The organism is Blastococcus sp. Marseille-P5729, from assembly GCF_900292035.1.
In the GTDB taxonomy this organism is placed as follows: Bacteria; Actinomycetota; Actinomycetes; order Mycobacteriales; family Antricoccaceae; genus Cumulibacter.
In genome coordinates this window covers 943109-959996 of the sequence record NZ_OMPO01000001.1, presented here as the reverse complement: position 1 = coordinate 959996, position 16888 = coordinate 943109, and the positions used below count along the sequence as shown (strand labels likewise).

Annotated in this window: 15 protein-coding genes; 8 read left to right on the top strand and 7 right to left on the bottom strand. The window is 66.2% G+C overall.

What is annotated here, in order from left to right:
- Nucleotides 1–29: 29 nt before the first annotated feature.
- Both DAA40_RS04750 and DAA40_RS04745 read right to left on the bottom strand, forming a co-directional pair.
- Nucleotides 30–830, bottom strand: a complete 801-nt coding sequence (locus tag DAA40_RS04750; protein WP_106848517.1) for a DUF6542 domain-containing protein — start codon at nucleotides 828–830, stop codon at nucleotides 30–32.
- A gap of 33 nt (nucleotides 831–863) precedes the next feature.
- Nucleotides 864–1994 carry a DNA recombination protein RmuC gene (locus tag DAA40_RS04745; RefSeq protein WP_158716239.1) on the bottom strand — a complete coding sequence of 377 codons (1131 nt, stop codon included), beginning with the start codon at nucleotides 1992–1994 and terminating at the stop codon, nucleotides 864–866.
- Between the two features lie 51 nt (nucleotides 1995–2045).
- Here DAA40_RS04745 and DAA40_RS04740 point away from each other — a divergent pair, with 51 nt between their 5' ends.
- Both DAA40_RS04740 and DAA40_RS04735 read left to right on the top strand, forming a co-directional pair.
- Nucleotides 2046–2555, top strand: a complete 510-nt coding sequence (locus tag DAA40_RS04740; RefSeq protein ID WP_158716238.1) for an ABC transporter substrate-binding protein — start codon at nucleotides 2046–2048, stop codon at nucleotides 2553–2555.
- The gene (locus DAA40_RS04735; protein ID WP_106848514.1) at nucleotides 2552–3541 is read left to right on the top strand and encodes a cation diffusion facilitator family transporter; all 990 of its coding nucleotides are present in this window, start codon (nucleotides 2552–2554) and stop codon (nucleotides 3539–3541) included. Before DAA40_RS04740 ends, DAA40_RS04735 begins: the two co-directional genes overlap by 4 nt.
- A 115-nt stretch (nucleotides 3542–3656) precedes the next feature.
- Here the strand turns inward: DAA40_RS04735 and DAA40_RS04730 are convergent, their stop codons facing one another.
- The 5 genes from DAA40_RS04730 to DAA40_RS16575 form a co-directional block, all read right to left on the bottom strand.
- On the bottom strand, nucleotides 3657–5438 hold the full coding sequence (locus DAA40_RS04730) for an HNH endonuclease signature motif containing protein (RefSeq protein ID WP_106848513.1): 1782 nt from the start codon (nucleotides 5436–5438) through the stop codon (nucleotides 3657–3659).
- Nucleotides 5439–5540: 102 nt separating this feature from the next.
- A complete protein-coding gene (locus tag DAA40_RS04725; protein WP_106848512.1) occupies nucleotides 5541–6449 on the bottom strand; it encodes a DNA-3-methyladenine glycosylase in 909 nt (302 codons plus the stop codon).
- A gap of 86 nt (nucleotides 6450–6535) precedes the next feature.
- Complete coding sequence (locus DAA40_RS16355; protein ID WP_255413451.1) at nucleotides 6536–7240, bottom strand: glycerate kinase; 705 nt, start codon at nucleotides 7238–7240, stop codon at nucleotides 6536–6538.
- Nucleotides 7200–7508: a glycerate kinase gene (locus DAA40_RS16855; RefSeq protein ID WP_199849511.1), complete on the bottom strand. Its 309-nt coding sequence runs from the start codon at nucleotides 7506–7508 to the stop codon at nucleotides 7200–7202. The genes DAA40_RS16355 and DAA40_RS16855 overlap by 41 nt, the downstream gene beginning before the upstream one ends.
- 156 nt (nucleotides 7509–7664) lie before the next feature.
- A complete protein-coding gene (locus DAA40_RS16575) occupies nucleotides 7665–7847 on the bottom strand; it encodes a hypothetical protein (protein ID WP_234356237.1) in 183 nt (60 codons plus the stop codon).
- A gap of 86 nt (nucleotides 7848–7933) precedes the next feature.
- Between DAA40_RS16575 and ychF the strand changes: the two genes are divergently transcribed.
- From ychF to DAA40_RS04690, 6 genes are all read left to right on the top strand, one after another.
- On the top strand, nucleotides 7934–9043 hold the full coding sequence (ychF, locus tag DAA40_RS04715; RefSeq protein ID WP_106848511.1) for a redox-regulated ATPase YchF: 1110 nt from the start codon (nucleotides 7934–7936) through the stop codon (nucleotides 9041–9043).
- A 47-nt stretch (nucleotides 9044–9090) separates the two neighbouring features.
- Nucleotides 9091–10980, top strand: coding sequence for a site-specific DNA-methyltransferase (locus DAA40_RS04710; protein ID WP_106848510.1), 1890 nt, complete (start codon nucleotides 9091–9093; stop codon nucleotides 10978–10980).
- Nucleotides 10981–10983: 3 nt separating this feature from the next.
- Nucleotides 10984–13959, top strand: coding sequence for a type III restriction-modification system endonuclease (locus DAA40_RS04705; protein WP_106848509.1), 2976 nt, complete (start codon nucleotides 10984–10986; stop codon nucleotides 13957–13959).
- 159 nt (nucleotides 13960–14118) lie between these two features.
- Nucleotides 14119–15618 carry a recombinase family protein gene (locus tag DAA40_RS04700; RefSeq protein ID WP_234356236.1) on the top strand — a complete coding sequence of 500 codons (1500 nt, stop codon included), beginning with the start codon at nucleotides 14119–14121 and terminating at the stop codon, nucleotides 15616–15618.
- Nucleotides 15615–15809: a hypothetical protein gene (locus tag DAA40_RS04695; protein WP_106848508.1), complete on the top strand. Its 195-nt coding sequence runs from the start codon at nucleotides 15615–15617 to the stop codon at nucleotides 15807–15809. Before DAA40_RS04700 ends, DAA40_RS04695 begins: the two co-directional genes overlap by 4 nt.
- 61 nt (nucleotides 15810–15870) lie before the next feature.
- Nucleotides 15871–16851 carry a hypothetical protein gene (locus DAA40_RS04690; protein WP_106848507.1) on the top strand — a complete coding sequence of 327 codons (981 nt, stop codon included), beginning with the start codon at nucleotides 15871–15873 and terminating at the stop codon, nucleotides 16849–16851.
- Nucleotides 16852–16888 lie beyond the last annotated feature (37 nt).

The following is a 16888-nucleotide window of genomic DNA, read 5'->3' as shown; positions in this document are numbered from 1 at the left end:
TCGGGGAGCGACGGCCCGTCGGAGCAAGGTTACGGGCGCTCGCCGACCTTCGAGGTGATCAGCCGTATACCGGCAATGACCGCGGCGACACCGGTCGCGAGCGCCATCACCGGGAACCCCCTGATCGCCATGTCGGCGACGCGGGTCAGGCGGACCTCGCCGCTCATCAGCAGCACCACCGAGGCGATGCCCGCGTACACCAGCGGCGGAGCGACCATTACCGACATGAGATCGCGTTTGCGGGTGGCGAGTGCGGCGAGCGCCGCCCCGACCGTCAGCCCGACGGTGGTCAGCAGCCCGAGACGATCGGTGAACAAGTAGTCGATGATCGCGCCCACCAGGCCGAGCACGATGATCAGCACCACGCCGCCGAAGCCGGCCAGCACGACGCCTCCTCCGCTCGAGGACGACGAGGTGAGGGGGGTCAGCTCGCGGCGCTGCCCGAGCTCGGGCTCGACCCGCGTGGACTCGTCGTGCAGCGGGGCGCGCGCCGCACGCTGCACGCGGCCCGCGGTGTGCGCCGGCGGCTCAGTGCTCGGGCGACGAAGGGGCGGGTGCGCCGCCTTGGGAACCTGCGGGCGGCGCGAACTGATCCGCGTCGGTTGGTCGTCGCGGAAGGGCGCCTTGGTCGCATCGTCGATGATCTCGCGGGCGCTGCGCCGGGGAGTGACGGCGTCCGGGTCACCTGCCGACTCGACCGGAGCCTGGGACGCGCGTTCGGACCGTCGGTCGAATGCGCTACGCACCGAGCCCGGTGCGACGGTCCACCGCGAGCGTGCCGGGGCGTCGTCGGCATCGGCTCCATCACGTGGCGTGTACTCGTCGTTCACTCGGTTACCTGTGCGGTCGGTGCGGGCATTGACTCACTCAGGATAGGGCCGCTCCGTACCGGTTGCCCGCGCGACGCGCGGCGCGACGGCAGCGGCTGGGACCTGGGGATCTTTGGACCCCGACGGCGGGTCGGCAACGTGCAGCTCCCGCACGGCCCGGTCGATCGACTCGGGCACCTCGGTCACGACGCTCGTGGCGCCCAGCTCGTGCAGTCTGCGCGAGGTGCTCAGCAAATTCCGCTCAAGGGATCCGACGGCACTGTTGTAGCTCTTGACGCTGGACTCCAGCGAGCTGCCCACCTTCGCGAGGTGCGCGGTGAAGGTGCCGATGCGCTGGCCGAGCTGCTGACCTAGCGCGAGGATCTGCTTGGCCTCCCGCCCGACGGTGTCCTGCCGCCAGGTGTGCGCGACGGTGCGCAGGAGCGCCAGGAGCGTCGATGGTGTCGCGATTACGACGTTTCGGTCGAAGCCGCGCTCGAGCAGCGCCGGCTCATGCTGCAGAGCCAGCTGCAGAAACGCATCGCTAGGCAGGAACATCACAGTGAAGTCCGGGGAGTCGTCCAGGGCGTCCTGGTATCCCTTCGAGGACAGCAGGTCGAGGTGTGCGCGGACCTGCTTCGCGTGCTCGCGCACGAGCCCGGCCCGCGCCCGGTCGTCGGCATCGATCGACTCGATGAACGCCGTGAACGGGACCTTCGCATCGACCGCGATCGCCCGGCTGTGGGTGAGGTGGACGACCAGGTCGGGGCGCACTCCTCGGTCGTCTCCTCGGACGGCGTACTGCTCGGTGAAGTCGCAGTGGTCGATCATTCCGGCCGATTCGACGATGCGGCGCAGCTGCATCTCGCCCCACCGGCCCCGAACGTGCGGGGCTCGTAGTGCGTTGACCAGCGCCGTGGTCTGAGTGCCCAGCGTGGACTGCATCGCGTGCATCGCTCGGACCTGCTCGCTCAGCTCGCCCTGGGCCTTCGCCCGTTCGGTCTCGTTGCTCTGGAGAAAGCCCTCGACGCGGGACAAGGTCTCGCGCAGGGGGCCGAGCTCGGCACCAAGCTCGAGGGGCGGGTCTGCGGGGGTGGCACGTCGTCCGGCCCAGTAGCCGGCGGCCGAGCCGAGCGCCAGGCACAGCAGCGCGATCAGCAGCACGATGAGGGTGGTAAACTCCATGGCCGTCATCGTGCCGTCCAGGGCTGACGTTTTTCGATGTACCTTCAGCGCATGATCACTACCGGTGGGCGCGCTCGACCCCGGTCGGCCGGGCTTGTGGTCGCCTTGTTGGCGCTTCTCGCCTTCCTCGCGGCCTGCGGACTACCGCACGACACCGACGGCAGCCTCGATCGGATCCGCTCCGACCAGCTGCTGCGTGCCGGAGCGGCCCACCATCCGCCGTACGTAGCGGCAGATGGCAGCGGCGAGCCGGCCGGTAGCGAGGTCGAGCTCGTCGAGCAGTACGCCGAGCACCTAGGTGCGGACGTCGAATGGGAGGTCGACTCGGAGGCAGCGCTGATCGAGGAGCTCGAGGCGGGCCGGCTCGACATCGTGGTGGCGGGCTTCGAGGACACCAGCCCGTGGGCGGAACAGGCGGCCTTCACCCGCCCATACCTTGAGCAGGTCGAGGGGCCAGAGGCGACCAAGCGAGCGCACGTGATGGCGACCCGGATGGGTGAGAACGCCCTGCTGGTAGATCTCGAGCGCTGGCTGGACGAGCACGCTGGTGACAGCGCATGAACGAGCAGACCGTCCGTTTCGGGCACACGGACCTGCCGGCACAGCAGCGGGCCGCGTTGCAGAAGGCCACCCGGCTCGAGTGGATCACCATCGCCTACATGGTCTCGTGCGTGACACTCATCTACGTCGTGATGGGCTCGTCGCAGACGATGAAGGCAGCATGGATCGAGGACATCCTCGCCCTCGTACCGCCGGTCGCCTTCCTGGTCGCTACCCGGCAGGCCCGCAAGCCGCCGTCGTCCGAGCACCCGTTCGGGCGGCATCGCTCGATTGCCAGCGGTCATCTCGCGGCGTCGACGGCGCTGCTGATGGTCGGCGTACTGCTGGTGGCTGACTCGATGATGGCATTGATCGCCGCCGAACGGCCGCCCATCGGGACTCTCAGCATCTTCGGGACCCCGATCTGGGCCGGGTGGCTGATGATCGCGGTGCTGGTTTACACGCTCATCGGGCCGATCATCATCGCCCGGGTCAAGATGCCGTTGGCGCAGACCTTGCACGACCGGGTGCTGTACGCCGATGCAGACATGCAGAAGGCGGACTGGATGACCGCCGGCGGCTCGATTCTCGGCATTCTCGGTGTCGGCATCGGCTGGTGGTGGGCGGACGCCGTCGTCGCGATCGGAATCGCCTTCTCGATCGTGAATGACGGCTGGTCCAACCTGCGCTACGCGCTGCGCGGGTTGATGGATGGGCGGGCGCGAACCTACGACAACAAGCACACGCACCCGCTCGTGGCACAGGTGGAGGACGTGCTGCGTGCTGTGCCGTGGGCGGTGGATGCTCGCAGCCGGGTACGAGACGTCGGCCATCTGCTCCACGTGGAAGCGTTTCTCGTGCCGCGGGCTGGGGCAGTCTCGGCCACCCAGGTCGAAGAGGTCAGCGAACGCGTCAAGGCACTCGACTGGAAGATCCACGAAGCGATCGTGATGATCGTCCAGCGAATTCCGGACGGCCTCCCTGACCCCCTCGCCGACTGCGACTAACTGTCGCCGGCGCCCGCGGGTGGACCCGCACCGTTCTGTGGGGCAGTGGTGCACGCCCAAAGGGCCGAGAGCGTGGTCCACTGTCCCGCAGGTGGAGTCTGACTGGCTTCGCGCGCTATCGGGTGGACACCGGTGCGGGGAGGTGGGTGGTGATGAGGTCGGCGGCGTCGCGGTAGAAGGCGTCGCGGTGTGTGGTGGGGATGTGTGCGGCGATGAGCTGGATGAGCTCGTCGATGTCCTCGCCGGGATCGAGCAGCCCGCCGAGCGGGTCTGCGGGGTCGCCGGGATCTCTGCCTCCGCCGCGAGCTCGTTGTTCTCGAGCGTGCCTGACGGTCTCGGCGAGGTGGGTGATCTCGTTTTGGCAGGGGATCTTGATCCGGGCGTTGATCTGCGGTTTCTGCTCGGGGTCGAGCCACGCCGGTGGGGTCCAGACGGGGATGCCGTTGATGATGTCCACGGCCCAGCCGCGTTTGTCGAATTCGCGGTGGTGGTACCCGCAGACGAGGGTGAGGTTGTCCAGGTCGGTGTGTCCGCCGGACCACCACGCGATCACGTGGTGGCGCTGGCACCAGTCGGGTGGGGCTTGGCAGCCGGGGAAGCTGCACCCGCCGTCGCGGGCGATGAGGGCGTGGGTCTGGGCCGGGGATGCGGTGCGGCGGTCGCGGCCGTAGGCCACGATCCCGTGGATGTTGCTGATCCATACCGGGATCAGGGTCGCGTCCCGGGCCAGGCGCAGGATCTCGTTGATGGTGAGCTGCCCGCTGCCGGCGATGCGGCCGGCGGCCTGCTGCGCGGTCGTGCGGCCGGAGGGGTCGTCTTGGAGCCGCGCGATGGCTTCGATGAGCCGGTCGAGGTCGATGGTGATGTGCACCGTGGCAGCGGTCCCGCCGGACGCGGGCGCTCCGGCGAGCTCGAGGAGGCGTTGGCAGGCGTCTTGTAGGCCGTCGTGGGTGCGCTGGGCGGCGGTGCGGTCATCCGGGCCGTTGGCGTCGGCGGGGTGGGGTGCGGTGAACGGCCCGATCGCGGCATCGAACAGGGCCTTGCCCTCGCGGGTCAGGGCGCCGGAGATCTTGTGGGTGCCGTCGCGGCCTTCGGGCCCGATCATCACCCCTCGCCGCGCCGTGGCGACGTCGTCGCTGGGCAGGGTGCCGTCGGGGTTGATGACCTCCTCGACCTTCTCCGCCGCGACCTCCAGCTCCTTATGCGTCAACCCGGCGGCCTGGTGGACCAGCAGCCGCTCGGCGAGCTCGCGCTGCTGGTGATCCACCTCGGGGTTCTGCGCCACTCGCGCCATGGCCTTGCAGATCACATCCACCTGACCGCTCGACACCCCCGCACCGTCACGGACCGCGTCCGCGAGCAGCGGCAGCGTGGGTGGGGTGGTGCCGCTGCTGAACCCGTTCTGCGGCAACAACTGCTCGGCGCGTTTCGCGCGCGCGTTCGCCTCACCACTGGAGATATGCAGCACCCGGCAAAGCGCGAGGGGGATGCTGCTGGCGCACACGTGATCCTGCAACCGATCCTCCCTCGCCGCCTCGATCACGTACGAATCGACCATCACCAGCCGCGTGCGGTGCGCCTCCAGACGCTGCGCCATCGTGATCAGGCGGTCCGGGCCCAACGCGCCCAGATCGCCCTCTTCCCCGATCCCCAGCAACAGCTCATACCCACGCTGCAGATGCGCGAACGCCTCATCCAGATCGCGGTCCAGCTCCCGAGCAGACTCGCTCGCCAGCCACAACCGCTCCGCATCAGCCGGCGACGCCGCAGCCTGAACCGCCCAGTCCGGCTCCGCCGAGGCGTCCGCAGACTCAGGAGCAGGAGCAGGAGCGGGAGCAGGAGTGAAGACCACCGGTTGCTCGCTTGCCTCGCTGCGGTCCGTTCGCTGCTCGTCCATGGTCGTCACCTCCCCGACGTCTAATCATATCGTACAAGCGTTCGAATGAGTTTGCAATGGGTTCTCGCAAGTTTTTTAGAGAGGGCACCGCGCGGAGAGCGCCTACATTCCGGGGCTATACCCCGAGGTGTAGGCGGCCCAGAGATGCACCGTCAGATACGACCGGTAAGGAGCGAACTGCTCGGCGTACGCCGACAGCTCGCGAGGGGTATCGGGCATACCTAGCTCGGCGGCGCTGCGCCGAACGATGAGGTCGCCTTCAAGCAGCACATCGGCGTCCTGACCGACACGCATCGAGATGTAGCCCGCAGTCCACGGCCCGATGCCTCGGAGCGCGACGAGCTGACGCCGGACGGCGACCGGGTCGGCGCCGAGGTCGATTCGGCCTTCGGCGAGGGCATCTGCCACCCCGACGATCGCGGCGCCGCGCGCACGCGGCATCCGGAGCCGCGTGGGGTTCGCGGCCCGCAACGTGCGAGCGCTCGGGAACAGGTGCGTCAGCCCGGGATCCACGGCCAGCTCGCGTGGCAGTGGCTCGCCGTGCTCGGCAGCGAGCGCGCCGCACGCCGCGGAGGCCCGGGCGATCGAGATCTGCTGTCCCACGATGGCCCGGACGGCGAGCTCCGCGGCGTCCGCGGCCCCCGGCACCCGCAGTCCCGGACGTCGAGCGACTAGAGGGCGGGTATCTGGATGACGGGCAAAGGCCGCGTCGACCTCTGCGGGTGCCGGCCGCAGGTTGAGGACGGCCGTCGCGGCCTGCACGGCCGCCGTCCGATCGGCGCGCTCGGAGAGGAGTCCGGTGACCAGCGCGCGCCGCCCCTCGGTACGTATCAGTAGCGAGCCGGCGCCGCCGGGCAGCCGCAACGAGCGCGCGTATCGCCAGCCGCCGTCGCGGGCCACCGCCTCCACTCCAGGTATGGCGCGACTGGCGAGAAATCCCATCAGCCGGTCTGTGTCGTACGGCGATGGCAGCTCGATCGAGTGCCGAAAGCGATGCGCCCGAGCGGTCATGGCGCCATCCTCCCAGGAGTGACGGCACCGGCGACCGCGGTGCCGCGCCGCTCAGCCGGCGTCCGCGAACGCTCACCCGAGCAGCATCAGCCGCATCGCCCGCTCCGTCGCGTTGGTGACCAGCTCGTCAGCCTCGTCGACGGCTCGAGCGAGGTCCATGGGATCGGCATGATCCCCATGATCGCGTCGATGCCGATGCCGATGCCGATGCCGATGCCGATGCCGATGCCGATGCCGATGCCGATGCCGATGCCGTGGACGTCGGCGGCACCCTTGCCGATGCTGCCGGCGAGCGCGGCGACCGGTTTACGGGCGCGCTTGGCGCGGCGCGCGATCTCGGCACGCACCTTCCCGCGCAGGGTCTGGTAGTCGACCGCGCCTTCCGCCGTGAGCACTAGGTCGGGCCGAGGGATCAGTGAGTCGATGTCGATGCCGACCAGCGATCCGTCCAGCAGGACGTCGAACCGACTGGCCAGCCGCGCGCCGCAGGCTCCGAGCAGTGCGGCACCAAGTCCGCCGGGGGCCCCGGTGCCGCCGCCGGTGCGGAGGTCGCGCTCCTCCGCGACCCGTGGGACGGCCTGCTCGATCAGTCCAGCCCAATGGTCGAGCGATACCGTGAGCGCCTCCACCTGCTCCGGGGTGGCGCCCTTTTGCGGACCGAACACGCGCGCCACGCCGCGCTGCCCGCTCAGCACGTTGTGCATGTTGCAGGCGACCACGATCTCGACCTCGTGAACTCGGGGGCGAGAGTCAGCTGAGATCCAAGCGAGCGGCCCGTGACAGCTCGCCACCACCGACTCCGATCTCCTCACCGGCCCGGTCGAGGATGCGTCCGCCGAGCGCCTGAACCAGCCCGGCGCCGCCGTCCGAGGTGCCTGAGTCCCCGCACCCGATGATCAGCCGTCGGGCACCGGCATCCAGCGCCGCCTGGACGAGCTCGCCGGCACCGCGAGTGGTGGTCACCGTCGGGTCGCGCAGATCGCTGGGAACCAGCCGCATAGCGGTCGTCGTCGAGGCATGTCGCCGAACTGCGCTGTCCAGCCCGGCCGCAGCGGCCATCTCACCACTGCGGGGCTCTCGGCGTCACCGCCGAGCATGGCGAAGTGACCGCGGACGGGTTCCCCTACCGGCCCGGTCACGGTGCGCTCGACGACCCGGCCGCCGGGGCTGTCCGCGAGCGCCAGTGCGGTTCCCTCCCGCCGTCCACCATGGGGACTACGTCGATGACGGCGCCGGACGGCGCCCGGCGATCGCCTGAGCGGCGAGGACGAGCAGGCTCGGGATCGTGAGCGCTTCGAGCGTACGGCGACGCGTGAGAACATCTTCGACATCGGCGAAGACTCTCGTGGGCTCGCATGAACCCAACGTGATTTGTTCATGGGGATACTTCATGCGCATCCCTGCCGGCCTCGTCGAATGCGTGCGCACCGGGCGGTGATCGAGTGTGAGCCAGGACGACTGACCGGGGCACCTAGACTGTCGGGGTGAGTCTCACCATCGGAATCGTCGGCCTGCCCAACGTCGGCAAGTCGACCCTCTTCAACGCTCTTACCCGCAACAACGTGCTCGCGGCAAACTACCCGTTCGCCACAATCGAGCCGAACGTCGGGGTGGTGGGCGTCCCCGATCCGCGGCTGGGCGAGCTGGCCAAGGTGTTCGGCAGCGCCCGTGAGCTGCCGGCGACGGTGTCGTTCGTTGACATCGCGGGCATCGTGAAGGGAGCCAGCGAGGGTGAGGGGCTGGGCAATAAGTTCCTGGCCAACATCCGCGAGGCCGACGCGATCTGCCAGGTGGTCCGCGCGTTCAGCGACGACAACGTCGTCCACGTCGACGGTCGCGTCGATCCGCGCTCCGACATCGAGACGATCAACACTGAGCTGATCCTCGCCGACCTGCAGACCATCGAGAAGGCGCTGCCGCGGCTGGAGAAGGATGCGCGCAACAAGAAGGATCTGCAGCCCCAGGTGGACGCCGCCAAGCAGGCCCAGGAGCTGCTGGAGACCGGCGTCACGCTGTTTGCCGGCGCCGCGGGGGCGGGGATCGACATGACGCAGCTGCGCGAACTACACATGCTCACCGCGAAGCCCTTCCTCTATGTCTTCAACGTCGACACCGACGTCCTGTCGGACGACGCCCGCAAGGCAGAGCTCGCGCAGATCGTCGAGCCCGCCGAGGCGATCTTCCTCGATGCCAAGACGGAGGAGGATCTCATCGAGCTCGAGCCCGAGGACGCCGCCGAGCTCCTTGAGTCGATCGGGCAGCAGGAGTCCGGTCTGGATCAGCTGGCGCGTGCGGGCTTCCGCACGCTGGGCCTGCAGACATACCTGACCGCCGGCCCGAAGGAGTCGCGCGCCTGGACGATCCCGATCGGCGCCACTGCGCCGGAGGCGGCGGGTGTCATTCATACGGACTTCCAGAAGGGCTTCATCAAGGCAGAGGTGGTCTCCTTCGACGACCTGATCGCGAGTGGATCCATGGTCGCGGCCAAGGCCGCCGGCAAGGTGCGCATCGAGGGCAAGGACTACGTCATGGCCGACGGCGACGTGGTGGAGTTCCGGCACGGAGGAACATCTGGCACGGGCGGTAAGAAGTGAGCCAGTAACACGACCAGTCCGCCCCGCTGCCTGAACGAAAGACGATCATGATCAGAGACGCTCACGAGGCCAACGCAACGGTCAAGCCCGCCGACTTCGAGCTTGCGCGGCTCCGCGCTGCCGTGCCCGAGTACTTCGACAAGAACGGCGACTTCAGGCTCGACCGTCTTCAGGAGGCTCTGAGTTCGGCCGACGTGTCGATGACCCGCGAAGGCTACGAGCTCAAGTTCTTGGGGAAGTCGTACGCCAAGTACCTGACCTCGACGCGGACCGAGGCGGTCGTGGTCCCTGACCTCGAGCACAACGCCGAGGCGGCGAACGCTGAGTCGGAGAATCTGTACATCGTCGGGGACAATCTCGATGCGCTCAAGCACTTGCTGGGGTCGTACGCGGGCCAGGTGAAGTGCATCTACATCGATCCGCCGTACAACACGGGTTCCGATGGGTTCGTCTATGTCGACGACTTCGGCTTCACGGCGAAGGACCTGGTCGAAAAGGTAGGTCTTGACGAGGACGAGGCCGAGCGGGTGATGGCACTTCAGGGCAAGTCGTCGCACTCGGCATGGCTTACCTTCATGTACCCGCGACTGGAGCTTGCGAAGGAAGTCCTTGCGGATGATGGTGTCATCTTCATCAGTATTGATGACAATGAGCAGGCGAACCTTAAAGTCCTCTGCGACGAGATCTTTGGTGAAGCGAACTTCGTATCTAACCTAGTCTGGCAATCGCGTCGATCGATCTCAGACGATCGTGAGTTTTCACAGAACCACACCCATACCCTTGTCTACTCAAAGGATCGGTCGCTGCTCGAGGTTTGGGGGAACCAGCTGGATAGCGAGGAATACTCCAACCCTGATGACGATCCACGTGGCCCGTGGAAACTCGTACCTCTAGACGCCAATAAGCCAGGCGGGGACACCATGTATCCGGTAACGAATCCGGCCACGGGTGAGGACCACTGGCCGTCACCAGGTCGCTCTTGGGCGATCAACTCACAGACGATGTCCTCGTTGATAGAGGATGGGCGTGTCGCATTCGGGAAGCGCGGAAATGCGCGACCGCAACGCAAATTGTTCTATGAAGAGCGTGTCGCCAAGGGGGATACAAAGACTCCTAGCACGTTGCTCTTGGACGTTGGGACAACGGTGGATGGAACTGCCGAAGTTGAATCATTGGTGGGTCCGGATATTTTCTCCCACCCGAAGCCTGTCGGACTGGTTAAGAAGCTTGTTGAGTACGCCACTTTGGGCTCAAAAGATGCTGTCGTGCTCGACTTCTTTTCCGGATCTGCATCGACAGCAGATGCTGTTATGCAGCTCAATGGAAGCGACGGCGATGCGGGTCGCCGAAAGTTCATAATGGTGCAGCTTCCGGAGAAAGTAAAGGCTGGTAGTCCGGCCGCTAAGGCCGGCTATGGGCAGATTGATCAGATTGGTCGAGAGCGCATCAAGAGGGCTGCATCGAAGATTAAGAACGAGACGGGTGCCTCGATAGATTATGGTTTCCGTCTCTTCCGTCTAGAGTCGCCGAGTGCGAAGACGCTTGATCAGCTTCAGTCCTTCGATCCCAATGAGGACGGCGTGATGTTCGCTGGCGATTTCGTGTCCAAGTTCGCTTCAAACGGGACACCGGGAGACCAGGTCGCGCTTTCGACTTGGCTCGTCCAGGACGGTTTCGGCCTGACGCCTGAGGTGAGCGACGTAAGGCTCGAAGACTACAAGCTGAAGGTCTGCGAGGACTCCGGTTACGTCATCGTGCCGGGACTCAATAGTGACGACGTGATGGCGCTCGTGGCCAAGCTCGAGGCCGGTGAGCTCGATCTGAAGCGGCTCGTTGTCTTCGGGTACTCGGTGCCGTTCTCGGTCATGCACGAGCTGAAGCAGAATCTCACGTCGCTTCGGTCGGGGCAGACCGTCTCGGTGATCGAACGGTACTGACCCATGCAGATCCGACTTCAGACTCTGGAGCATCAGCAGCGGGCGCTGAAGGCGCTGACCCGCGTCTTCAAGGACGTGGAGTTTGACGCAAGCACCCTGCCGGAGGCGAACATCGCGTTCGACTCGGCCGATCCTCAGATTCGCGAGAACATTAATGCGATCCAGTCCGGTGTCGTAGACGGGATCGCTGCGATCCCTCGTCCATGGCGGGGACATGTAGATGACGGTGTTCTCGGGGTCGATGCCAAGATGGAGACCGGCACCGGCAAGACGTTGGTCTACACGCAACTCATGTACGAGCTGAGCCGGCTCTACGGCTTCACAAAGTTCATTCTTCTCGTGCCCTCGACACCGATCAAGGAAGGCGCGAAGGCGTTCATCCGGTCGGACTACGCGCGCCAGTACTTCGCTGATGCGTACGGCCCGCAGATGGAGCTGCGCCTCGATGTCCTCGATCCCCAGAAGCGATCGAAGGGGCGGAAGATGATGCCGAACTCGATCGTTAACTTCGTGCACGGTTCGCGGCTCTCGCCTGGTCGGATCTCCGCTCTCCTCATGACCGACGGCATGCTGCAGTCGAAGAAGACCATGGCGTTCGACTACGACCAGACGGTGCTCGGCGCGACCAGTGTCCCCTACGAGGCGCTTCGTGGGACTCGCCCCATCGTCATCATGGATGAGCCGCACCGCTTCCGACGCGACAACAAGGCGTATCAGACGCTCATTGACGAGATCCAGCCCTTGGCAGTCTTCCGCTTCGGCGCGACGTTCCCGGAGCTCGGCAAGACGGGGAAGACCGACTACAACAACCTCGTGTTCAATCTCGGTGCCGTCGAGTCGTTCAACGAGCAGTTGGTCAAGGGCGTCCAGGTCCAGTACCCACAGGACAGCAGCAGCGATACGACGCGCCTGAAACTCACGAGCGTCTCTGCGCGCAAGCCGAAGCAGGCGACGTTCCAGAACATCGGCACGGGGAAGTCCCTCACCTTCGATATGGGGGAGTCCCTCGGCATTGCGGACGGCGCATTCGCGGGCATCACAATCGATGGGATCGGTAAGACCGACAACCCGACTATCAAGTCCGGCGTCACGCTGTCCAACGGTCAGGCGCTGGGGACAGGGGACATCCTCTCGGCCCGGGTTTACTCCGACACCTATCAGAGCCTGATGATGCGGCAGGCACTCGACAACCACTTCGAGACCGAGTGGGAGAACTTCCGCCGCTCGTCCAGGGTCAAGACGTTAACCCTGTTCTTCATCGACTCGATCGAGTCCTATCGCGGCAGCGACGGTTCGAAAGGGCACCTCAGGCAGCGCTTCGAGGAGCTCCTTGCTGCACGGCTCACCGCGGAGATCGAGAAGCGCGAGGGCGACTCCTCGCCCGTCGCGAAGGAGTATGTCGCCTACCTGCGGGCGTCGCTCGCTGACGTCGAGGCGACGAACGGTGGATACTTCTCCGCGGACAACTCCACTACCGACGAGGCCATCCAGCGCGAGGTCGACGACATCCTCCGCAACAAGGAGGCGATGCTGTCCTTCGAGACGGCGAACGGTGCGCCGAACACTCGTCGATTCCTGTTTTCGAAGTGGACGCTCCGCGAGGGCTGGGACAACCCGAACGTGTTCCAGATCGTCAAGCTCCGGTCGTCCGGATCGGAGATCTCGAAGCTCCAGGAGGTAGGCCGTGGCCTCCGGTTGCCCGTGGACGCGAAAGGCACTCGTCTCGCGGGCGAGCAGTTCTACCTCACCTACCTCATCGACTACACGGAGCAAAAGTTCGCCGAGTCTCTCGTCGACGAGATCAACTCCGACGTCGCCGTGGGCCCAGCCAAGGTGAAGGAGCTACTGCCCAAGGTCGCCGACGAGCTCGGCAAGACGGAGACGGAACTCTTCATCGAGCTCCTGCAGCAGGGGCTCGTCGATCCCGACAAGAACGTCGTACCGGGGCGCGAAGATGACCTGTTCGCTGCCTACCCCGCGTTCAACAAGACGGGCCTGAAGCCTGACAAGGTGGTGAAGGGAAATCAGAAGGTTAAGGTCGGCATTCGCTCCGAGCGGTACTCCGCGCTCAAGGACCTCTGGGAGACGCTGAACGCCAAGTACTACCTCCGCCTCGACGAGCTCGCGGCCGACGAGATCGATGAGTGCATCGACGAGGTGCTGGGCGCTGATATCTACCGGCAGGAGTTCGGTCGATTCGCGCAAGATGTCGTCGTGCAGGCTGACGAGGGCTCGTCCCTGGAGGTTCGGACGGAGACGAAGAAGGTCTTCAACGCAACCGAGACGATGCCGTACGGCGACTGGCTGAAGCGTGTCCGTGCTCAGACGGGACTGCCGATCGATCGTGTCCACGCGGGGCTCGTCCGCCTCGACGCGAAGAAGAGCCTCCCCGCCGACTTCTTCAACAAGGCGACCCTGCATGAGTTTGTTGCTGGGTTCACGGAGTGGATGGAGCGTAACTACCTCGAGCGGTTCACGTACTCGAAGATCGAGGGGCTCGTACTCGGCACGGAACTCACCGATGCAGATGGTGCCCCGCTCGAGAGCATCACGCAGGGCAACATCGGCGTCTTCCGCGACGACAAGGCCATCGTGCCGGACAAGTTCCTGTACGACGCGTTTGTGTACGACTCACCGAAGGAGCATGGCATGATCCGCGACTCCAAGCTCGATGAAGTCGTCGTCTTCGGGAAGATCCCACGCCGGTCGATCAAGGTGCCCCTGTACTTCGGCGGAACAACAAGCCCGGACTTCATGTACGTGCTGAAGCGCGAGGACGGCGGGCTGTCGCTCAACTTCATCATTGAGACCAAGGACGTCAAGAAGCGCTCCGACCTGCGAGAAAGCGAGAAACTCAGGATGACGGCGGCGCGACGGTTCTTCGAGTCGATGAGCTCGGAGGGCATCGAGGTTACGTTCCGTGATCAGGTGCAACGAGATGACATCGCAGCACTGATCAGGCAGGTTCTGGCGGACTGATCGGGTCGGCCGACACGGCCGGGCGACCTGCACGGTGCTAATCGGAAGCCGTGACACGGTCACAGTCTTGGCGTTACGTCACGTAGACACATCTCGCGCGTACGCTCGTATACGTGACTGAATCGAAGACCCGAGCTGCCGTCTACCTCCGGATCTCGCTTGATCGCAAGATTGGACGGTCTCGCCATCGATCGGCAGCGCGAGGACTGCCTGAAGATCGCGTCCGAGCGCGGCTGGGCCGTCTACAAGGAGTACGTGGACCAGTCCAAGTCCGCGACTGACAAGACCAAGGTTCGCCCAGCCTACGACCAGATGGTGGCCGACTACGAGGCCGGCCGCTTCGACGCGATCATCTCCTACGACCTCGACCGGCTTACCCGGCAGCCCAGGCAGCTCGAGGACTGGATCGATGCTGCCCAGGAGCACGGCCTCGTCAGCGTGACGGCCAACGGTGAGGCCGACCTCGGGACCAACGGCGGCCGGCTCTTCGCCCGCATGAAGGCTGCGGTGGCGCGCTCCGAGGTCGAACGAAAATCGGCGCGTCAGTCCAGAGCCCACGTCCAGCGTGCCCAGCAGGGGCGCGCTCCCAAAGGCGTGAGGCCCCTCGGCTACGCGACGAACGGCGACATCATCGAGCACGAGGCCGCCGCCGTCTACGAGATCTTCCGGCTCTTCTCCATCGAAGACGGTCCGTCCGTCGCCGCGATCGCACGGGGCCTGTCGGGCGGCACCGGTCCAGAAGTGCCGTCCTCTCTGCCTCACCTGCCCAAGCACTCGAGGACGCTCGCGATCGAGCGCAACGAGAGTCGGAAGGAGGCGGGGGAGGAGCTGAAGCCTGTACCGGAGGACGGCCGTTGGCACTCCTCGACCGTCCTCGGCATCCTGCGCAACCCCCGGTACGCCGGCTACTCGGTCTACACCGACCGCCGTGACCGTGCGAAGAACAAGCGGCAGAGCTGGCATACCCAGATCCTGCGCGACGAGAACAACGATCCCGTCCTCGGCCAGTGGACCCCCATCGTGGAGCCCGAGGTCTGGTGGCGTGTCCAGGAGCGGTTGAACGATCCAAGGAGGATCACGAACCGCACCGGATCCACTGCGCGGCAGCACATCGGGGCCGGTCTCTACCTGTGCGGCCTGTGCGATAAGCCCGTCATCACGCACGGCACCCGGTACCGCTGTCCCGATGCCGAGCTGATCCGGACCCGCAAGCAGGTCGATGAGTGGGTCGAGCGCGTTGTCAAGGCGCGTCTGGCGCGGCCTGATCTCCAGGACGTGCGCCTGCGTGTCGATGAGCCCCGCGTCAAGGCGATCAACGCCGACATCAGCGCGCGCAAGGCAAAGCTGCTGCGCGTCCAACAGGACTACGACAACGACCTCATCGAAGCGTTCGACCTCAACCGCGTCCGCAAGCGCGAGAACACGGCGATTGAGGCACTGGAGGCCGAGCGCCGCTCGCTCATGTCCTCGACCGACCTTGACGATGTGCTCGGCGACGACGATCCCGTGGCGGCCTACGAGCGCGCGGACCTGATGATCAAGCGGCGCGTGATCGACTTCTTCTGCACCGTGCGCCTGTTTCCACACCCGCGCGGGAAGAAGACGTTCGACCCCGAGACCGTGCAGATCACGCCGAAGCTTCGGGAGGGCGAGGCGTGATCGCCGCTGGCGACCCGCTCGCGCGCGACGACGAGGGCTACCGCACCTGCGCGCACCCCGTCGGCGAGGGCGTGTGTGGGCGCGACTGCGACCCGGACCCGGTGCCGACCGACGCGGGCATGCGGATCGCCTTCACCTGCCCCGTCCACGGCGTCCACAGCGTCGTCGATCCCTTCGACGGCTGGCAGTAGGCGCGCGCAACACTGCGCGCTGAACATGGATCTGGCCCCGCGCTGCGGGGACACTTGGGGCATGGACTTCGAATCCGCATTCAAGGAGGCCGTGCAGGCCGCGGTGACGCCGAGCGAGGCGGACATTCTCGTCGCCCGCGGGGTCGTCCTCGACGCGATGGACACGGCGACGGAGCCTGTGGTCTCGACGGAGTTCGTCGATCGCTGGCTTGAGGCGATCGGGAGCCAGCGACCGGCTCCTCGGACGAGGTTCACTGCGGCCCCCGCCACGGAGAAGGGGCGTCGCCTCGCCGACCCCGACCCCATGGACCCGCACATGGCAGAGGTCCGCGGCGGGCACGCCGTTCGGTGGGCTGTCTCGCAGCTCGTCGCCGAGGGCGTGCTCACGCAGGGACCAGGCAACAATTATGCGATCCAGCCGGAGCGGATCAGCGTCGACTACCCGGGCGGCAGTTCGGGAGTTCCTGTCCTCGTTCACTCGCCGCTGGTCGGCAATCCCAGGGAATATCAGAGGTTCATGCCTGCTCGGCGCGAGCCCGCGGGGAGCGAGGTTCTGCTGCCGGTGGACGAGCTCCTCGCCGGGCTGGACGAGATCCTCGGCTCCCGCGGGGCGACGATGGTGCGCGAGAGCCGGCGCGCGCTGCAGCGGGGGCTGCACCTCGCTTCGTCGAGCCTGCTCGCCGCGGCGTCGGAGGCCGCGTGGTTCAACCTGGCCCGTGCGGTGCCGGACGCGCCGCGGGCTCTGGAGAAGAAGGTCGGCGAGGGGCGGGACGCCGCAGAGGTCATTCGCCTCACCGAGCAGAAGCTGCGCGAGCTCAAGCCCTCGCCTGGCAGCGCCACGATCACTGAAGTCGTGACGCAGGCCCACATGTACCGCGAGGTGCGCAACTACGCGCTCCACCCGGTCGAGGAGCACGACGGTGACCGTGAGACGTGGCTGACGGAGACCGGGGCGACGCTGCTGGCGATCGCCGCACGCCGGTACTTCGTGAAGATGGCCGAGCTCCAGCGTCGGTTCTTGGAGGATGGCCAGTCGAAGTAGTCGGGGCGCGCCTACCTCCTTCGAGCGCTTATTGGAC